The organism is Bacillus sp. AFS073361, from assembly GCF_002567005.1.
GTDB lineage: Bacteria > Bacillota > Bacilli > Bacillales > Cytobacillaceae > Neobacillus.
This window is the reverse complement of record NZ_NUZU01000039.1, coordinates 63853-82179: the sequence shown is the minus strand read 5'-3', so window position 1 is coordinate 82179 and position 18327 is coordinate 63853. Positions and strand designations below refer to the sequence as shown.

16 protein-coding genes and 1 riboswitch are annotated in these 18327 nt (G+C 38.9%); of the genes, 6 read left to right on the top strand and 10 right to left on the bottom strand.

The genetic code is table 11. The features are described 5' to 3' along the window. Window positions 1-33 precede the first annotated feature (33 nt). Complete coding sequence (locus COJ96_RS20790; protein ID WP_098575705.1) at window positions 34-1776, top strand: aromatic amino acid hydroxylase; 1743 nt, start codon at window positions 34-36, stop codon at window positions 1774-1776. Window positions 1777-1847: 71 nt separating this feature from the next. Here the strand turns inward: COJ96_RS20790 and COJ96_RS20785 are convergent, their stop codons facing one another. From COJ96_RS20785 to COJ96_RS20765, 5 genes are all read right to left on the bottom strand, one after another. Next, window positions 1848-2483: a Bax inhibitor-1/YccA family protein gene (locus COJ96_RS20785; RefSeq protein ID WP_098575704.1), complete on the bottom strand. Its 636-nt coding sequence runs from the start codon at window positions 2481-2483 to the stop codon at window positions 1848-1850. Window positions 2484-2532: 49 nt separating this feature from the next. Further along, window positions 2533-2922, bottom strand: coding sequence for a large-conductance mechanosensitive channel protein MscL (mscL, locus tag COJ96_RS20780; protein WP_098575703.1), 390 nt, complete (start codon window positions 2920-2922; stop codon window positions 2533-2535). Window positions 2923-3359: 437 nt separating this feature from the next. Continuing rightward, complete coding sequence (locus COJ96_RS20775; protein WP_098575702.1) at window positions 3360-4592, bottom strand: aminopeptidase; 1233 nt, start codon at window positions 4590-4592, stop codon at window positions 3360-3362. A gap of 337 nt (window positions 4593-4929) precedes the next feature. Continuing rightward, complete coding sequence (locus COJ96_RS20770) at window positions 4930-6198, bottom strand: MDR family MFS transporter (protein WP_098575701.1); 1269 nt, start codon at window positions 6196-6198, stop codon at window positions 4930-4932. 103 nt (window positions 6199-6301) lie between these two features. Further along, window positions 6302-8389, bottom strand: coding sequence for a DNA topoisomerase III (locus COJ96_RS20765; protein WP_098575700.1), 2088 nt, complete (start codon window positions 8387-8389; stop codon window positions 6302-6304). Between the two features lie 323 nt (window positions 8390-8712). Between COJ96_RS20765 and hutH the strand changes: the two genes are divergently transcribed. Further along, window positions 8713-10239, top strand: a complete 1527-nt coding sequence (hutH, locus tag COJ96_RS20760; protein WP_098575699.1) for a histidine ammonia-lyase — start codon at window positions 8713-8715, stop codon at window positions 10237-10239. Window positions 10240-10473: 234 nt separating this feature from the next. Here hutH and COJ96_RS20755 read toward each other — a convergent pair whose 3' ends face one another. Beyond that, entirely contained in the window at window positions 10474-10677 is a 204-nt protein-coding gene (locus COJ96_RS20755; protein ID WP_098575698.1) for a hypothetical protein, read from the bottom strand. 616 nt (window positions 10678-11293) lie between these two features. Then, a riboswitch (cyclic di-GMP riboswitch) is annotated at window positions 11294-11381 on the top strand. Between the two features lie 30 nt (window positions 11382-11411). Here COJ96_RS20755 and COJ96_RS20750 point away from each other — a divergent pair. Then, window positions 11412-11534 carry an anti-repressor SinI family protein gene (locus tag COJ96_RS20750; RefSeq protein WP_098575697.1) on the top strand — a complete coding sequence of 41 codons (123 nt, stop codon included), beginning with the start codon at window positions 11412-11414 and terminating at the stop codon, window positions 11532-11534. 91 nt (window positions 11535-11625) lie between these two features. On the opposite strand, the gene COJ96_RS20745 is transcribed toward COJ96_RS20750, so the two are convergent. Beyond that, window positions 11626-11952: a helix-turn-helix domain-containing protein gene (locus COJ96_RS20745; protein WP_026564443.1), complete on the bottom strand. Its 327-nt coding sequence runs from the start codon at window positions 11950-11952 to the stop codon at window positions 11626-11628. A 270-nt stretch (window positions 11953-12222) separates the two neighbouring features. Between COJ96_RS20745 and map the strand changes: the two genes are divergently transcribed. Beyond that, window positions 12223-12972: a type I methionyl aminopeptidase gene (gene map / locus COJ96_RS20740; protein WP_098575696.1), complete on the top strand. Its 750-nt coding sequence runs from the start codon at window positions 12223-12225 to the stop codon at window positions 12970-12972. Between the two features lie 39 nt (window positions 12973-13011). On the opposite strand, the gene COJ96_RS20735 is transcribed toward map, so the two are convergent. Further along, on the bottom strand, window positions 13012-13236 hold the full coding sequence (locus tag COJ96_RS20735) for a DUF1128 domain-containing protein (RefSeq protein WP_098575695.1): 225 nt from the start codon (window positions 13234-13236) through the stop codon (window positions 13012-13014). Window positions 13237-13429: 193 nt separating this feature from the next. Here COJ96_RS20735 and COJ96_RS20730 point away from each other — a divergent pair, with 193 nt between their 5' ends. Together COJ96_RS20730 and COJ96_RS20725 are read left to right on the top strand one after the other, a co-directional pair. Continuing rightward, window positions 13430-13801: a YtxH domain-containing protein gene (locus COJ96_RS20730; protein ID WP_098575694.1), complete on the top strand. Its 372-nt coding sequence runs from the start codon at window positions 13430-13432 to the stop codon at window positions 13799-13801. A gap of 13 nt (window positions 13802-13814) precedes the next feature. Next, a complete protein-coding gene (locus COJ96_RS20725; RefSeq protein ID WP_098575693.1) occupies window positions 13815-14651 on the top strand; it encodes a YihY/virulence factor BrkB family protein in 837 nt (278 codons plus the stop codon). A gap of 265 nt (window positions 14652-14916) precedes the next feature. Here COJ96_RS20725 and COJ96_RS20720 read toward each other — a convergent pair whose 3' ends face one another. Beyond that, a complete protein-coding gene (locus COJ96_RS20720) occupies window positions 14917-16830 on the bottom strand; it encodes a heavy metal translocating P-type ATPase (protein ID WP_098575692.1) in 1914 nt (637 codons plus the stop codon). 174 nt (window positions 16831-17004) lie between these two features. After that, window positions 17005-18183 carry an MFS transporter gene (locus tag COJ96_RS20715; protein WP_098575691.1) on the bottom strand — a complete coding sequence of 393 codons (1179 nt, stop codon included), beginning with the start codon at window positions 18181-18183 and terminating at the stop codon, window positions 17005-17007. Window positions 18184-18327: the final 144 nt, after the last annotated feature.

The window sequence follows — 18327 nt, the reverse complement described above, 5'->3', positions numbered from 1 at the left end:
GTAAAATATTCTTTGAGAAGGAGAATGTTCATCATGACTGGAAAAGGGGCAAAAAGAGGCCAGGCGCATTTGCAGCCATATATTTCAAAACAGTATTACCATCGCTATACACCCATTGATCATGCGGTGTGGCGGTTTGTCATGAAGCAAAATCATTACTTTTTAAAGGATATTGCCCATCCCGCTTATGTAAATGGCCTGAGAGATTCAGGTATTAAAACCGAATCTATTCCAAAGGTCGATGATATGAATAGGAGCCTAGCCAAAGTTGGATGGGGGGCTGTAACGATTGATGGACTAATTCCTGGTTCTGTCTTTTATGGCTTTCTTGCAAGTGGCCTTTTACCGATTGCAACAGAAATAAGAAATATCCAAAACATTGCTTATACCCCTGCACCGGATATGATTCATGAGGCGGCCGGACATGCGCCAATTTTATTGGATAAATCTTATCGGGAATTTGTAAGGAAAATTGGTGAGATGGGGGCAAAAGCACTCGCTAGTAAAGAAAAACTGGAGGTATTTAAAGCTGTCCGCCATTTAACGATTGTTGCAGAAGATCCTCATTCAACCCCTGAAAATGTGAAAGAGGCAGAAAGGCTTGTGGCAGAAGCGAGGAAAAAGGTGAAGGGACTATCTGAATCAGATATGGTTTCAAGGCTTTTCTGGTGGACGGTAGAATATGGCTTGGTAGGTGACCTGAACAATCCGAAGATCTACGGAGCTGGTTTGCTTTCATCTGTTGGTGAGAGTCAAAGCTGTCTAGCCGATGATGTGAAGAAGATTCCATTTTCAGTTGAAGAATGCATTAAGACACCATATGATGTCACGAAGCCGCAGCCGCAATTATTTGTCTGTAAAGATTTTGATGAATTAGCAGCGGCAATTGATCATTTTGCTTCGACGATGGCCTTTAAGAAAGGCGGGACGGAAAGCCTTGATAAAGCCTTGCAATCTGATAATCTTGCAACATTTGTTTTCTCTTCTGGCTTGCAAGTGACTGGTACCTTGGCAACAATATGGAAGGATGACAAGGGAGAGGCTGTTTATATCAGAACCAAAGGGCCGACTGCACTATCTTTTGACCATAACGAATTAAATGGTCATGGCAAAGATACACATCATAAAGGCTTTGGAACACCAATAGGAGTTCTGGAAGGAAAGATAGCATTAGAGAATTGTTCGCTGTCTCAATTAAAGGATTTAGGTATAATTGAGGGCAGCGAAGCCGTATTGAAATTTGAAAGCGGTGTCAATGTGAAGGGGATTGTGAAGTCAATTTTGATGTCAGCAGGAAATCCTATCTTAATCTCTTTTCAGGATTGCCAAGTAACTTATCAGGGGCAAATTCTTTTTGAGCCATCATGGGGGACATATGATATGGCGGTTGGCGCAGCAATAACGTCTGTGTATGCAGGTGCAGCAGATCCAGATAAATTCTTTGAATGGCCAATAAATGATACAGATAGTCTGGTAGATGCAGAAGTTCAACGACTGAATGAACTTGAAAGCCTTTATGCAGAAATTCGCAGTCTCCGTGAGGGAACGGAATGGAATGAACAGTGTTGGACCAGATTGGAAAAAGTAATAGAGACCCTAGATCAAAAATATCCAAATGAGTGGTTATTGAGACTCGAAATACTCGAAATCTATAAGTTGCAAAATAGCAGCCATCCTAACGTTAAAATTATTTCGGAACTATTAGGAAACAAAAATTGGGGAAAATCAGTTAATCAGGTGATTCAACGCGGGTTCACTTTAATCAATAATAGTTAAAGGAAAAGGAGCTTGGGAATCCAAGCTCCTTTCTTATGCTGTCTAGCTCCAGCTCTCTTGCGCTTTTCTATTTAGTCCTTGCTGGAAAGAATTCCAAAAATGCGCAGGATGCTTATAAATAGGTTAATAAAGTTCAAGTACAAGTTTAATGCCATCAATGGTACTTCTTCCGGTCTGACCCCATAATGCTTCATGCGATTGAAGTCAAACAGAACATACCCGCTAAATACGATTACTCCGATGAAGGAGAATGCAAGCATTGCGGTTGAGCCTAATGGGAAGAAAATATTATAAATGGAAATAACCACTAAGGCGAGTAAAGCAGCAAGAAGGAATCCGCCTAAGAAGGAAAAGTTCTGTTTTGATTTTGTTGCATAAATAGCAACACCAGTAAAAACTACGGTTGTACTAGCAAATGCCATGACAACAATATTTGCTCCTGCAGCAGCTGTGTAATAGGCTACGATAGGGAAAAGCGTAATTCCAGATATAAACGTAAAGAGATATAGGAAGGAATAAGAAATAGCCTTCTTACGTCTGAAAAAGAATGCAATCATGAGCATGACAAATTCTAGTATCGCTAGCGGCATAAATAAACTATCTGGTACAAATACACCTGCCATTGTGCCCAAGAAAGCAATCGCAAGGGATAGCGCAAACGTTCGAATAACAGAGGGCAAGAATTCAGTAGATGTTTGTGTATACAATTTTTTCACCTCGAAAATTATTTGTTACTTAACATATACGATAAATGGGTCAAGATGTTTCATTTTTTCTGAAAAAATCTTTATCTTCTTTTAGAAGATCGCGAATCTCTGCTAACAATTCTACAGTTGGGTCCGCTTTTACTACAACTTCAGCTGGTTCTTCTTTCTTTTTAAAGCGGTTGATAAATTTCACAAATAGGAAAATTGAAAACGAGATAATTAAGAAATCGACTACTGTTTGAATAAATTTTCCATACGCTAACGTGCCATAGGCAAGCTTAGAAAAATCGACTACTCCGATGATTAATCCAACTAAGGGCATAATAATATCGGCGACAAGAGATGAGACAATTTTTCCAAACGCCCCGCCGATAATAACACCCACAGCTAAATCAATAACATTGCCTTTCATGGCAAATTGTTTAAATTCATTCCACATAAGATCGTCCTCCTACCAGTTTATTTGTTAATTATTTATTCTAACTCTTAATCATCTATAATGGCAATTTCGAGCTCGATATGTCCGAATAATTAAATCAATTGGATAATATAAAAAAAGAGCAGGTGATCCTGCTCTTAAATTTTCTGAACTTAGATTACTGTCTAGCTCCAGCGCCCTAGCGACTAGTGTCCTTCGCTCTCCGCCCTACGATAAGTCAACATCGAATCGCCTCCGGCTCTTCGTGTTGTCTAGCTACAGCGCCTAGGGGCTCGGGGTCATAAGCCAATCCGTCAAGAAGGTTAAAGAGCAACCTTCTCGCCGACTCGTCTTATGCCTGTCGCCCCTGGGCAAGGCGCTTCCGCTTTTCTGCTTTCCTTTATCTCAGTTGGAGCGCTCCAGGCCATACGCCGCTGAACAGGGCGCTTACGCTTTTATTAGAAAGCCCAATTTCCGCCTCTAAACACAGGTTCTGTTTTGCCATCTGCGGTGATTCCATCGATGTCCATCTCAGTGGAGCCAATCATGAAATCGACGTGGGTGATACTTTCATTCAGACCGTGCTCTTTCAATTCTTCAGAAGACATTTTCTTACCGCCCTCGATACAGAAGGCATAGGCACTGCCGATTGCTAAATGGTTTGAGGCATTCTCATCAAATAATGTATTAAAGAAAAGGACATTTGATAGGGAAATTGGTGAATTATATGGTACAAGTGCAACCTCACCAAGGTAATGGGAGCCCTCATCGGTATCAACAAGGCGCTTAAGAATCTCTTCACCTTCTTCTGCTTTTACGCCAACAATTTTTCCATTTTCAAACGTAATCGAAAAACGGTCAATAATATTGCCACCATAGCTTAAAGGTTTTGTACTGGCAACTGTACCATTCACACCTGTTCGATAAGGTACAGTGAACACTTCCTCGGTCGGCATGTTTGCCATAAACTCGAAGCCATTTTCGTTAACACTGCCTGCGCCCACCCAGATGTGTTTTTCAGGAAGTTCAATAGTTAAGTCTGTACCAGGCGCTGTGTAATGAAGCTTTTGATATCGTTTTTCATTTAAATAATGAACTTTTTCATGAAGAGTTTCATCATGTTTCTTCCAAGCTTCTACTGGATTTTCAACATCTGCACGTACTGCTTTAAAAATCGCATCCCAAAGCTTATTGACTTGGTTTTCAACAGGCTCATCAGGGAATACTTTTGCAGCCCATTCAGGGGACGCAGCGGCGATAACCGTCCAACTCACCTTATCGGATTGTACGGCTTTCCGATAATTTGCCAAGGCTGTTCCGGCAGCTTTATTAAAGTTAGAAATTCGTTCTGGATTCACACCTTTTAACAAATCTGGGCTAGTAGAAATAACTGACATAAAGGCTGCACCCTTAGCTGCTAGGTCTTCCATTTCTTTGGCACGCCAAACAGGATACTCAAGGAATGCATCATCTGGAGCCAAGTCATATTTTGTTCTCGTCACAGTATCGTCGTTCCAGTTGACGATGACATTTTGTGCACCTGTTTCGTAGGCCTTTTTAACAATTAGACGAACAAAATTCGCTGCATCTAATGTAGCATTAACGACTAGAGTTTGACCTTTCTGAACATTTACCCCAACCTTAACAGCTAGTTCAGCATATTTTTCAAGTGTTTTTTGAAATTCACTCATATGTACGTCTCCTTTTTTTCTGAATCTTCCTATATTGTAGCGTTTTTAATTTGAAAAAGAAACTATTACCAATTAAGCAAATGGGCACCTAAAAAAACAGTAAAGATTTTCATCCTTACTGCATTTTGCTGCCGTATACTTTTATATTAAAATAAACACCTGCGGAAAATAGTACTAAGAATGTAATAATACCTGATAATGATGTTGGAGCCATGAACTGGGATAATTCCATTGTTTCCACCGCCCTTATATTAATTATCTTTATAAGTTAATTATAATACAAATTGGGCAAATGTGAACAATTTAGTACAAATATTAAGAGATTATTGACCAGTATTTATATATGTGATTTAATATTTTGTTTTTCAAATGAATAAAACATGACCCAATACATCCCAGCACTTAACAAGGCAAGGAAAACCAACACGAAAAACGTCCAGCTATAGCCAAGTAATACCGTCATTGGAATGGCAAGTGGGGCAATGGTTCGGCTTATGGTAAATCGCAGGCTTGCAGCGGCGAAGTATTGACCGCGCATATTCTCAGGAGCAAGTCGCGATACAAAGCTTTGCTGGAGTCCAGCTCCCATTAACTCAGCAAAAGTGAAAATCGACATCGCGATTATTAACCCCCAAATCCAAGTGGTTTGGCTAAATAGAATCATTGAAATGGCGTATACGACTGACGAGAGAACAAATACATTTCTTTCATAATAACTACTCATCCACTTTGTGACAATTACTGTCAGAAGTGCAACAAGGAAGCCATTTTCTGCGAGCACCAAACCAAAAGCCTGCTCACCATTGACAGAAAATGACCAATTTCCTATTGAAAATAGACTTTGAGCTTGGTAGACATCCTTTATATAAACTGGAATCAACAAGTCCAATTGCATAAATGTTTGTCCAGCTAATACACCTGCAAGAATAAAAAGCAGGAAAGTTCTATCCTTAACAATGAGAGAATAATCCTTTAGTTGATTTTTTAAAAAGTCATACCATTTCCCTTCAGACGAAAGAGAATTATGTGTAACCGGGACTGTCTCACGGGTCCTTTTGGCCAGAATAAGTCCTAAGGAAATACAAATTAACCCAGCCACAAGTAATAGTTGGAAACGGTAATGAACATAAAAAATCGCTCCTAAAATCGGGCCAATCACAACCGCAATATTAATAGATGTATAAAAAATGGCAAACACATTACTTCTGTCCTTTTCATCTACTACATCTGCAACCATCGCTTGGCTTGCCGGCCAATAAAAGGAACCGAACACACCGGCTACTGCGAAAGCGATAAAGCCCATCCACGGGGATTCAAACCAGGGTGAGCTAGCGAAGCCAAATGCGATAAACGAAAGGCCTTGACCGATTGCTGATAGAACCATCATTCGTTTGCGCCCGAAACGGTCAGCGCAGTATCCGCCCATAAGGTTAGCAAGTACAGAAAAAAACTGTGAAAAAACTAATAATAATCCTGCTTTACTTTTACCGAACTCTTCTGCGAAGTAAATCGTTAAGTACGGAAAAAACATCCAAAATGTGATATTCATCATTGCTTCGCTAAACAAGCGAACCTTTAAATTAGGATCCCAATCTCTAATTCTCATAGATTGTCCTCGTTTCTAAATTTTTGACCAACCATAAAACTAGCCGAATCGAAATACTTACAACATAAATGGTAAGCACAGCATGAGTGCTTACCATTTATGATTATTCCTGATTGTTTAAGGCCTGTTTAAGTAAGTCACCTAAGCTGGTTCCGAAATCTTCTTTTTGTGTGTATTTCTGGACGAGCTTTTGTGCTTCTTTTTTATTGACTGCTTTTTTCTTGTCCTCTGCTTTTTCAACGACATTACAGCGGCGGCATTGGAAGTACGCACCTGCTTTTCCATTATGAATTTCCATTTTTTTATGGCATTGCGGGCACCGTCGGTTGGAGAGCTTTGGATCCTTACGTTTTCGGAAGGAACACTCTGGACTCGAGCAAACGAGAATTTTGCCTTCCTTTGTATTCCGTTCCTTTAGGAATTCGTTACATTCAGGACATCTTGAACCGGTTAAATTGTGGGCACGATAGGATTTCTCACTTTTTTTAATTTCAGAAACCAACTGCTCCGTTTGACGGCGAATCTTTTGTAAAAAGGCTTTCGGGTCCGCCTTTCCCTTGGAGATTTTCTCAAGTTCCTGTTCCCATTTTGCCGTTAGTTCCGGTGACTTTAATTCATCATTAACAAGATCAATGAGCTGCTTGCCTTTTTTAGTTGAGTGGAAGCGTCCATTCTGTCGCTCAACGACTTCCGTTTCTACAAGTCTTTCAATAATTTCTGCTCTGGTTGCTGGTGTCCCTAGTCCGAATTTCTCCATTTGTGAGAGAACATCAGCTTCGGAATAGCGTTGAGGCGGCTCCGTCCATTTTTGGCTGATTGAACAATCTTTTACCACAAAGGAGTGACCTTGAGCTAATTTTTGCAGCCCAGTTAATTGTTCCGCACCTTCTCTTCCTAACACCTTTTTAAAGCCCAATTCAATTACATTTGTTTCTTTGGCGATAAAGGTTTCGCCTTCCACTTTAAATGTTGCCTGTATGGTTTCAAATTCATAAGCAGGTAAAAACAGTGCTAAGAAACGTCTAGCAATGATGTCATAAAGTTTTTTTTCATCTGAATCAAGTTCACTAAGATTAAGTCTTTGTTCCGTTGGGATGATCGCATGATGGTCTGTTACCTTTTCATTGTTAAAGACGCGTTTGGCGAGCACAATCCCCTTGTTTGCTAGCAGTGGACGAACTTCTTCTTTATACCCAGAAGCCATGCCATGCAAGCGGTCTGTCATTGTGTTCATCATATCAGTGGTTAAATAGCGTGAATCAGTTCTAGGATATGTGACCAATTTGTATTGCTCATAAAGACGTTGTAAAACAGAAGATGTTTTTTTCGCAGAGAAACCAAATCGCTTGTTTGCATCCCGCTGTAATTCAGTTAAATCGTAAGGCAGGGGCTGGGGCTCTGATTTTTTCTTGCGATCAATTTTATCAAGTACAGCTTTCTTACCATTTACTTTTGATTGGATCGCTTCAGCTTTTGCTTTATCGAAGATGCGCTTTTCATTGTCCCGTTCCCAATCTGTTGAAAGTGGGCCAATATCGGCTCGAATTGTCCAAAATTCTTTTGGAACAAAGGATTGAATCTGCTGTTCTCGTTCCAAAACTAGAGCAAGAGTGGGGGTCTGAACCCGTCCTGCCGATAGGGGGTCTTTATATTTTGTTGTTAGTGCTCTTGTTACATTCAATCCGATTAACCAATCAGCTTCCGCCCGGCAAACGGCCGAATGGTAAAGGTTTTCAAATTGTTTACCAGGCTTTAATTGCTTGAACCCATCTTTAATGGCTTTATCTGTTTGCGAAGAAATCCATAATCTTTTTAAGGGTTTGTTCCAGCGAATCTTTTCAAGAATCCAGCGCGCAACTAGTTCACCTTCACGACCAGCATCTGTGGCAATGATACATTCGTTAATGTCTTTCCGTTTTGCTAAGGCTTCAATCGCACGGAATTGATGGTTGGTTTGCTTCATAACCATTAAGCCCATTTTTTGTGGAATAATCGGCAAATCCTCTAAATTCCAGGTTTTATATTTTGTATCATAGTGTTCTGGCATTTTTAATTCAATTAAATGGCCGAGTGCCCATGTGACAATATATTGATTGCCTTCCATATAACTTTTATGTTTTTGATTGCAGCCAAGAACACGGGCAAGTTCCCTAGCCACACTTGGCTTTTCAGCAAGTACAAGAGATTTCATAGTTACTCCTTTCAGGTACATCCATTTTAACCTGTATATAGTATAACGGAATCTCAAGATATTTTGTAACCTAAGCATTTTTCCTTTCATTTATTATCTCGCTAAAGTATTATCGTCGTAAAATTCTGGAAATTAAATTGACAAATATGCTTAGCACACCATACAATATTATCACTAAGTTAAATAAAGAATGGAATGATACCCATGAGGCATCTGAAAAAATTCAATCAATTCATCATAAAAGAGGCTGGACTCCCAATCTATTAGATTCGGAATCCAGCCTCTTTCTTTATTATACTACAGTGGTAGAGGAGAGAGACGATATGATAACACTGACAGGTGGAAGTTTAACATTAGAGCAGATGAAAGATGTTTTATATCGAAAACAAAAGATCATGGCTTCAAGTGAGAGCATGGAAGCAGTTAAGAAGAGTCGTGAAGCAGTTGAAAGAATTGTTTCTGAATCAAAAGTAGTTTATGGAATTACGACAGGATTTGGAAAGTTCAGCGACGTCCTTATTGATAAAAACGATGTTCAGGACCTCCAACTTAATTTAATTCGCTCCCATGCATGCGGGGTTGGTGAACCTTTTCCAGAATTAGTTTCCAAAGCAATGGTACTTCTACGAGCTAACGCTCTCCTCAAGGGTTTTTCAGGAGTCAGACCTGTTGTCATTGAAAAATTATTAGAGTTAGTAAATCAGGATATCATTCCTGTTATCCCACAGCAAGGTTCTCTGGGGGCAAGCGGTGATTTAGCCCCGCTTTCTCATCTTGCACTGGTTTTAATTGGCGAGGGAGAGGTATTTTACAAAGGGAAGCAAATGGCGGCTTTTGACGCACTCCAACAAGAGGGAATTTTGCCTTTAACCTTGGAGGCCAAAGAAGGTCTAGCCCTTATTAACGGGACACAGGCGATGACAGCTATGGGTGTGATCGGGTATTTGGAGGCTGAACAACTAGCACATGAAAGTGAGCTAATTGCAGCTATGACAATGGAAGGGTTAAATGGAATTATTGATGCATTTGCGGAAGAAGTTCATGTTGCTAGGGGTTATAAACAACAAATTGATTCAGCCGCAAGAATCCGTGGTTATTTAAGTGATAGTTTATTAACTACACAGCAGGGCGAGTTACGAGTTCAAGATGCTTATTCTCTCCGCTGCATTCCACAGGTTCATGGTGCATCGTGGCAAGCTCTGGATTATGTGAAAGAAAAATTAGAAATTGAAATGAACGCGGCAACGGATAATCCATTAATCTTTGATAATGGGGAAAAGGTGATATCTGGGGGGAATTTTCATGGACAGCCGATTGCTTTTGCAATGGATTTTATGAAAATTGCCGTGGCTGAACTGGCGAATATTTCGGAAAGACGGATTGAAAGATTGGTTAATCCGCAGTTGAATGATTTACCAGCATTCCTTAGTCCTCAACCTGGTTTGCAATCTGGGGCAATGATCATGCAATATGCGGCAGCAGCACTGGTATCAGAGAATAAAACACTTGCCCATCCAGCCAGTGTTGATTCCATCCCATCCTCTGCTAATCAGGAGGACCATGTAAGTATGGGGACAATTGCGTCAAGGCATGCCTATCAAATTATCCAGAATGCACGAAGAGTTGTGGCAATTGAACTAATATGTGCGATGCAGGCCGTGGAGATTCGCGGGATTGATAAAATGGCTGCAAATACTAGAGTGTTTTACGACAAGGCACGCGAACAGGTAGCATCCATTAAACAAGATAGGGTATTCTCAAAGGATATTGAAAAAGCTGCTTATTGGCTTAAGTCAATCGATTTTTCACCATTTATTAGAAACTTAAGGATCGAAAAGGGACAATTCTAAAAATGAATTCTTAAAAAATAAGAAAGATAAGTTTTTGAACTTAGATTACTGTTTAGCTCCAGCGCCCTAGCGGCTAGTGTCCTTCGCTCTCCGCCCTACGATAAGTCAAGCACGAATGCGCCTCCGGCTCTTCGTGTTTCCTTTATCTCAGTTGGAGTGCTCCAGGCCATACGCCGCTGACCAGGGCGCTTGCGCTTTTCTTAATAAAAAGAAGGCGTGAGATGCTCACGCCTTTTATTCTGTCTGATCATTTAGTAATCGGGCAGTATCTCCTCGATACTCATCCTCGTTTTCTACACGATTTTTAAACGCTTCACGTACAACTAGGAATTCTTCGTCACCAACAGCTTCTTTCGCGTGTTTTTCTGTTAAACTGCCTTCCGGGAAGTTTCCTGGATGGTTTTTCTTTTTATGTTCAAAATGTTCTCCACGTGCCAATTACAACACTCCTTTCGTCTACGCAAGTATCATTCCCGAAACAGAGTGAAATAATTACTTTTTTAATTCCTTCCACAAAAAAGAAAAAGCTGAATGACAGAGGAATCCTTTTAATAGATTCAATCTTCACCAGCTTTTTGTTTGGTGGAGTCTGGCTTGCATATGCGATCCAAAAAATACCCTGCAAACACAATAAATGCAATCGGAATTGAAAAATTCAACACATGGATAAAGGTCATTGTATGAAATCACCACCTACTCTATAATATTAATAATATTCAGAAAATAATTTTGTTTTTTACATTATATGCCAATTTTCATAGTTTAGACAAATATTTAAGTTATATGTTGGAAAAGTATTTTGGTTTTGGTTAACGGAGGGAATAAACAACAAGGTTTTTTCCAAAAATTCACTATTTTGACAGATGGTGTTTGGATTAAAAGTCTTAATTGGGATATTTTTGTAGAAATATGGTATAATTTGCTATAATTAATTGTGTGAAAATTTAATCAATACGACAAATTACAACAACCAACTAAAATAGGACTAGATATAATATCAATAACGATTAAGTAAATTGTCCTATCGAATTCAGTGACTTAAGTTTTATTAAATGTCAGAAAAAGGCAAACCTGTTGAAAAGCAGGGACGCAAAGCCGAGGGTCTAAGGCAGGTTTTTTGCTAGGATGGCCGGGCTACCTGGAATACATTCTGTATTTTAGGAGTGAGTATAGTGGTTATTACGAAAAATGAATTTGAAGTAATCGATCAGGAATGGATTGCACTCATATTGGAAGCAAAGGACTTAGGGTTATCCATAGAAGCAGTTCGTGATTTCTTGGTCACAGAGAGATGATAAGACACACAAGGAAGTACAAAAAAAGCATTCTACACAAAAATAACTTTTTTGTAGAATGCTTTTCTTTTTCAATAAGATTGTTTTATTTCTACTTATCATTTTGATTAATTCGCCATTTGTTAAATTCAAGGAAATCTCGAAATTGTTCCTTAGAAACGCCCGAATTCATTGCGTCCTTGACTAGATTCATCCAATCAATATCTAGTTCCTCTTTATTAATCTCTTCATGTATCAAGTGATCCACAGGAATATTTAAAACAACAGCGATTTTTTCTAGAAACTTTATAGAAGGATTCTCTTGTTTGTTATTTTCAAGGTTACTTAAATAAGATTTAGCCACACCTGCTTGAGCAGCAAGTTCGGAAAGTGACATCTTTCTATCTAAGCGAAATTTTTTTACGCGATCACCAATCATTTGTCTCACACCCAATTATTATTCACTCTACATTAATTCTATCAAAAAGAATAAGAAAGCACCATATTAAGAACAAATTAATAAGGAAAATATGTACTTTATGAAATAATATAGATAAAGTATTTTTGAAAAAATATCAGGATAGAGTTATATTAAAAGTGTTGCCTATTGCGGCATGTTTTATAATTTATTAGTGGTATGTTTTTAGTCGAATAACAATTTTGATTTGCATACATAAAAATAAATAAAAAGGAAGGGGACCCTACAATAATGATTGTCCTTAAATCACAACGTGAAATAGAAGCAATGAAAAAGGCAGGGGAAATTCTAGCTGCCTGTCATAAAGAAATAGCTAAATTGATTAAACCAGGTATTACCACTTGGGAAATTGATGCCTTTGTGGAAGAATTTCTTAAGAAAAAAGGTGCGACTCCAGAACAAAAAGGCTATAAGGGCTATGAATATGCGACATGTGCAAGTATAAATGACGAAATATGCCACGGCTTTCCAAGGAAAGAACCTTTAAACGAAGGGGATATTGTGACGGTAGACATGGTTGTTAATTACAACGGTGCGCTAGCGGATTCTGCCTGGTCCTATGCAGTTGGAGACGTATCAGAGGAAACTGAGCGTTTATTAAAAGTAACAAAAGAAGCGCTGTATAAAGGGATTGAACAGGCCGTTGTCGGTAATCGAATCGGAGACATTGGGCACGCAATTCAAAAATATGTTGAAAGCGAAGGATTTTCGGTTGTAAGAGATTTTATTGGCCACGGAATTGGCGCAGTAATTCATGAGAAACCGGATGTTCCTCATTATGGACTGCCAGGCAAAGGGGCAAGAATCAAAGAAGGGATGGTCTTTACAATCGAGCCCATGGTTAATGTAGGACGATATCAAACAAAAATGGATCTCAATGGCTGGACGGCAAGAACTATTGATGGAAAATATTCAGCCCAATACGAGCATACCCTTGCCATTACCAAAGAAGGGACTGTCATCTTAACTGAACAAGATTAACAACAAACAAACCCGTTATGTGCATAACGGGTTTTCGCTTTATTTCTTTCGAAGGCTTCCAAGTTCTTCAACTAATGCTTGCATTTCATTAGGACTAAACGAATTTTTTCTTTGGACCATATCATAAATCTCTTTCAGTTCCTCGTACATTTCTTCATCAAAGTGTGAAGGTTTAATCGCACCAAGGTTCAAGACTTTTAACTTTTCCTTTATTTGTTCAATCATAAATTCAACATTTTCAATCGACTTTTCAGATAAATTCATTTCGGTCATCCTTTCCGAATAATTATTATGTTCATCTTTTCATGTAAGAAATTATATGTCAATAAAAAAATCATTAAAAGAGAATATGGACTTGCATGCACTCCGTCTATCTAGGAAAATAAAAATATGCAGGTTTTGGTATTTTTTACATGGGGTACTATTGATAATAACAAGGATTAAAGGAGACGTTAACATGACACAGAAAAACCAATTTTGGCGCGGAATGATACTCGGGGCCATTGCTGGCGGGGCCATTAGCCTTTTAGATAAACAAACACGTGAAGTGATGAAAGCAAACGTACAAAAAAACACATCAAGACTTACCTATGTTTTTAGAAATCCTGGTGAAATTGCGGAGAAAGTTAAGGAAACAGCTGAAAAAGTCAAGACAACCGTAAAGCAGGTTAATGAAGATATCTCCTTTATCACAGATAAGGTAGTAGAATTACGCGAATTAACACCTCAGGTAACTGACATGATAAAAGAAACGAAGGATACTTTCTCGAAGGATGATGAGGCGCTTCTTTTAGAGGAAGTGGCAGTCGAGGAAGATAAAATTGATTAAAAGGAGGATGTAGATGGAAAAGGGAGGAAATGTCCGCTCGTCTCTACTACGATTACTTTGGCATAGGATCGATGAAGATGACCTGCCAGGCTTAAGTGCGCAGTTGGCCTATTATTTTCTATTATCCTTATTTCCGCTCCTGATTGTTTTATTTACACTTCTTCCTTATTTTCCGATTCCACATCAGGATATGCTCGGAATAGTAAGAGATTTTGCACCAAGCGAGGCCATGGATTTAATTGAGAAAAATGTTCATGATATCATGAACCATCGGAATGGGAGTTTGCTTTCGTTCGGGATCATTGGAACCATTTGGTCGGCATCGAACGGAATAAATGCAATCGTTAAGGCATTTAATAAGGCATATAATGTCAAGGAAAGCCGTTCATTTATTGTTTCAAGGGGAATGGCTATTTTATTAACATTTGGGATGATCCTGGTATTAATTCTTGCAATTATTCTCCCAGTATTTGGAAGAGAAATAGGTATTTTTTTATTCTCTCAATTGGGCTACACCACAGAATTTATTAAGCTCTGGAATGCATTAAGTTGGCTTGTTAGTGCAATTATTTTGTTCCTTATTTTTACAGGGTTGTATTGGATTGCGCCAAATGTAAAATTAAAATGCCGAAGCGCCTTCCCAGGTGCCGCGTTTGCAACAGTCGGCTGGATTGTTTCCTCAATCGGATTAACATTTTACGTAGGAAATATCAGTAATTATTCGTTAACCTACGGCAGTATTGGGGCAATCATTGTCTTAATGATTTGGTTGTATATATCGGCATTTATTATTATTTTAGGTGGAGAAATCAATGCCTTTTATAGTGAAAAAAACCGAAAGAATTGCTAATAGTTACCGTCATGAAACTTGCCTATCTGTTCAAACTAAGGAGGCAGGCTACTTTCACCAAGGAGGTTCTTATTATGACAAAGAAAACAAAAAAAGATGGCGGTACAAAGCAAAAGGGTAAAGGAAGCAAAGGAAATAAAACTTCCGGTTCAGCAAACGGTTCTAATGGTTATCACTAATGAGTTTTTCTTCATATAAACAAAAAGACCGGATGAATGTTCATCCGGTTTTTTAATCCAGCTCCAGTGCCCAGCAGCTAGTGTAATTATTTAAGTAATCGCAGGCTGTTTAGAATAACTAAGATTGTACTGCCTTCATGACCAATGACTCCAAATGGCAAATCAAGGATCTGGAAGAAGTTTGACGAAATCAAAACCATGATAACAGTTATCGAGAAAATAACATTCTGTTTAATGATTTTATTCATTCGTTTAGAAAGATCAATGGCCTCAGCAATTCGAGGCAAATCATTTTTCATTAGGACAATATCCGCGGTTTCAAGAGCAACGTCAGTTCCACCACCCATGGCAATACCAACATTGGCAATAGCAAGTGCAGGTGCATCATTGATTCCGTCACCCACCATTGCTACGGTTTCATATTTTGTTCTTAACTTCTTCAATTTTTCGACTTTTACCTCTGGTAAGCATTCCGCAAAAAATTCATCCACATGACTTTCTGAGGCAATTGCGCGTGCCGTTTTTTCACTATCACCTGTCAGCATAACCGTACGGATCCCTTGCTTTTTCAGGTGATCAATCGCAAGTTTAGTCTCCTCACGAACAACGTCTTTCATGGCAATTACTGCACATAACTCGCCGTCGATTTTAATAAATACAAGTGTATTTCCATGAGCAGCAAGTTCTTTAATCTTTCCATCCGCAAACTTTTCAATTAGTTCTTGGTTTACAAAGGCTGCTTTACCAATCTTCCAATTCTCCCCGTTTATGGTAGCCTTAACACCCCATCCTGGTATATCTTCAAGACTGTCCGGATGAAGGAGTTCTTTGTTAAGGTTTGATTTTACATATTTCACAATTGCCGTTGCCAGTGGATGGTTAGAATGGCTTTCAATCGAAGCTGCCTTCCAAATCAGGGCATCCTTATCAAGTCCATCCTTTACAATCACTTCCGTCACTTCTGGGTTGCCTTTTGTCAATGTACCGGTTTTATCAAATGCAATGGCACCTAAATGGCTTAAATTCTCTAGGTGAACCCCGCCTTTTACCAGGATTCCACGTCGCGCTCCATTGGAAATGGCCGATAATGTTGCGGGCATGATGGAAGCAACAAGTGCACATGGTGAAGCAACCACCAATAAGATCATCGCTCGATAAAAGGCTTCTTGCCAACTCCAACCTAAAATAAAGTGCGGGAGAAAAAACATCAAAAACACAACAGAAAGGACCAGTTTAACATAGGTTCCTTCGAAGCGTTCAATAAAAAGTTGTGAAGGAGATTTTTCGCTTTGAGCCGATTGTACGAGCTGAATAATCTTTTGAAAAAGAGTGTCATGGCTCGCTTTTGTCACTTGAACAGTAATGGAGCCTGTCATGTTTACAGTTCCTGCAAAAACATCCTCCTTATCACCTTTGGATACTGGCATAGATTCACCAGTAATAGCAGCCTCGTCAATATTGGTTTGTCCTTTGATAATCATCCCGTCAGATGGAATCCGCTCACCGGGCTTTATTAAAATCAGATCTCCGATATGAAGCATTGAAACAGGAACTCTCTTTTCACTGCCGTCTGAGATGAGCAAAGCCTCTTCTGGCTGCAGTTTCATTAAAGAGGAGATTTCTTTATGGCTTTTATTCATTGTATACGTTTCGAGTGCACCACTTACGGCAAAAATAAAAATTAACATGGCACCCTCTGTCCAATACCCAATTATGGCGGATCCAATTGCTGCAAAAATCATTAACATTTCTACGTTTAATTCCTTATTTTCGTAGGTAGCCTCAATGCCTTCTTTTGCCTTGGCGAAACCACCAATTACAAATGCCAGCAGGTAAGCAATAATGGAATCAGCACCATTTCCATACTTGTCAAATAACCAGCCAGCTGCAATAAAGCCACCGCTTAGGCCTGCTGCAATTAATTCTGCATGTGGTTTGATTTTCTCGAATAGCTTTAATTTGTTCATACTCTTTGTTAGTGCCTTTGCTTCGGAACTCACTAATTTTCCCCCCTCCGATTGCTAATTGATAAGAATAATCAAAGTCAATACCCTTAAAAAATACGAAAGCTGTCATCAAAAGGATGACAGCACAATCTTTATAGGGTTTCTATTTATGGTTATCTTACCACATATTTTATGCATAAGATATGAATTTGCTCCATAATTATCCTGTTACGAACTTTGTTGCTTAAATACTAAATTAGTCTTCTTACCAAATGTGAAGATGATAATTGATAAGGTTAAGAGCATCGTACTAATGATATAGAAGAAACTCACATTTTCAACGAATTTAATAAACAAACCTCCAATGATGGGACCGCTTAAACTGCCGAGACTGAAAAATATCCCGCATAACAAATTGCCGGTCGGTAGAAGAGTTTTTGGAAGTAAATCTGTCATGTAGCTGATCCCTAGAGAGAAAGTTGAACCAACAACCATTCCAGAAATAAGAAAAACGACAAACAGTCCAATAAAAGAGTGTTCAAGGAAGATTGCAGCAGTAAAGCTAAAAAATCCAAGAAAAAGGATCGTTATTAAAATATTACGCCGGCCATACTTATCACTCAAAATTCCTAGAGGTAGTGAGGTAATAATACTGCCGGAGGCAAATGCAGTCAACAACATGGAAACATTGGTGACGTTTATATCCATTCTTAAGGCATAGACAGGAAAACTGCCATTTAAGGAGGATTCTAAAAAACCATAAGAAAATGGCGGAAGGAAAGCAACCCATCCATATTTTAAAGCCTTCTTAAACTGTTTAATGGTCGATAGGAAGGAATTGATACCAACTTCTTGTTCAGGTCGTTCGTTTTTAAGCATAAATACAAAAATCCAGCCAATAAAACAAAGGATTGAGGAGACAATAAAAGGCAGAGATTGATTTACATTAACTAATGGTGTCATAAGTGGTCCACTGGCAAAACCAATTCCAAAAAATAATCCATATAGAGAAATATTTCGTCCTCGCTTATCAGCAGGAGCTGATGAGGTAATCCAAGTCTGTGTGGCGAAATGGAGGGAATGGTCACCTATTCCAATTAGTAGCCGGAGGGCAAACCAAAACCAAAACGTCTCCCAGATAGGAAATAGAGCTAGTGAAACGATGACGAGTCCTCCGCCATAAATAATCACTGGTTTATAACCGTATTTTCTAAGAGGCATTTCCATGAAAGGAGATACAAGGAGAATTCCGATATAAAGTGCGGTCGCATTTAAACCATTTAATGAAGGGGATACCCCACCTTTCTCAAAAATTACAGCGATGAGAGGCAGCAACATTCCTTGCGAAAACCCAGAAATCGCAACGATACTAACAAGGATCCAAAATCGCAGATTAGTTTTATTCATAGAACTTCCTCAATTCTACAATTTTCATTCATAGAAGATTTAATATCTCCTAAATAATGGTAACGAGAAAAACGTGCTTATGCAAGAGGAAAGTTTCGACCCTAGACAATTGGGGTAATTTTAGGTAAATTAAGGAACAAAAGG

Coding starts and splice junctions, on each gene's coding strand:
- COJ96_RS20790 (WP_098575705.1), top strand. CDS start 34: ATGACTGGAAAAGGGGCAAAAAGAGGCCAGGCGCATTTGCAGCCATAT.
- mscL (WP_098575703.1), bottom strand. CDS start 2,922: ATGTGGAATGAATTTAAACAATTTGCCATGAAAGGCAATGTTATTGAT.
- COJ96_RS20775 (WP_098575702.1), bottom strand. CDS start 4,592: ATGAGTGAATTTCAAAAAACACTTGAAAAATATGCTGAACTAGCTGTT.
- COJ96_RS20770 (WP_098575701.1), bottom strand. CDS start 6,198: ATGAGAATTAGAGATTGGGATCCTAATTTAAAGGTTCGCTTGTTTAGC.
- COJ96_RS20765 (WP_098575700.1), bottom strand. CDS start 8,389: ATGAAATCTCTTGTACTTGCTGAAAAGCCAAGTGTGGCTAGGGAACTT.
- hutH (WP_098575699.1), top strand. CDS start 8,713: ATGATAACACTGACAGGTGGAAGTTTAACATTAGAGCAGATGAAAGAT.
- COJ96_RS20745 (WP_026564443.1), bottom strand. CDS start 11,952: ATGATTGGTGATCGCGTAAAAAAATTTCGCTTAGATAGAAAGATGTCA.
- map (WP_098575696.1), top strand. CDS start 12,223: ATGATTGTCCTTAAATCACAACGTGAAATAGAAGCAATGAAAAAGGCA.
- COJ96_RS20735 (WP_098575695.1), bottom strand. CDS start 13,236: ATGAATTTATCTGAAAAGTCGATTGAAAATGTTGAATTTATGATTGAA.
- COJ96_RS20730 (WP_098575694.1), top strand. CDS start 13,430: ATGACACAGAAAAACCAATTTTGGCGCGGAATGATACTCGGGGCCATT.
- COJ96_RS20725 (WP_098575693.1), top strand. CDS start 13,815: ATGGAAAAGGGAGGAAATGTCCGCTCGTCTCTACTACGATTACTTTGG.
- COJ96_RS20715 (WP_098575691.1), bottom strand. CDS start 18,183: ATGAATAAAACTAATCTGCGATTTTGGATCCTTGTTAGTATCGTTGCG.